The sequence below is a fragment of the Bacillus rhizoplanae genome, from assembly GCF_917563915.1.
In the GTDB taxonomy this organism is placed as follows: Bacteria; Bacillota; Bacilli; order Bacillales; family Bacillaceae_G; genus Bacillus_A; species Bacillus_A rhizoplanae.
This window is the reverse complement of the sequence record NZ_CAKJTI010000083.1, coordinates 1-446: the sequence shown is the minus strand read 5'-3', so window position 1 is coordinate 446 and position 446 is coordinate 1. Positions and strand designations below refer to the sequence as shown.

At 53.8% G+C, this 446-nt stretch carries 5 tRNA genes; all 5 read right to left on the bottom strand.

Annotated elements, in window-relative coordinates:
- Positions 1-11: 11 nt before the first annotated feature.
- Positions 12-88 (bottom strand) — tRNA-Ile (locus LRP84_RS22375).
- Between the two features lie 12 nt (positions 89-100).
- A tRNA-Trp gene (locus LRP84_RS22370) sits at positions 101-171 on the bottom strand.
- Positions 172-174: 3 nt separating this feature from the next.
- Positions 175-250, bottom strand: a tRNA-Thr gene (locus LRP84_RS22365).
- Between the two features lie 15 nt (positions 251-265).
- Positions 266-341 (bottom strand) — tRNA-Phe (locus LRP84_RS22360).
- Positions 342-351: 10 nt separating this feature from the next.
- Positions 352-427: transfer RNA gene (locus LRP84_RS22355), tRNA-Asp, on the bottom strand.
- Positions 428-446 lie beyond the last annotated feature (19 nt).

Genomic DNA, 446 nt, shown 5'->3' with positions numbered 1-446 from the left:
ACTGCGGAATATGGTGGGCCTAAATGGACTCGAACCATCGACCTCACGCTTATCAGGCGTGCGCTCTAACCAGCTGAGCTATAGGCCCTTAATCCTTTTACAGGGGCAGTAGGAATCGAACCCACACCGGAGGTTTTGGAGACCTCTGTTCTACCGTTAAACTATGCCCCTAAGTGGTGCCGGCTAGAGGACTTGAACCCCCAACCTACTGATTACAAGTCAGTTGCTCTACCAATTGAGCTAAGCCGGCTTGTTTATTTCAAAATGGTGGCTCGGGACGGAATCGAACCGCCGACACGAGGATTTTCAGTCCTCTGCTCTACCGACTGAGCTACCGAGCCTTTATGTAAATGGCGGTCCCGACCGGGGTCGAACCGGCGATCTCCTGCGTGACAGGCAGGCATGTTAACCACTACACCACGGGACCATTGGTTGCGGGGACAGGA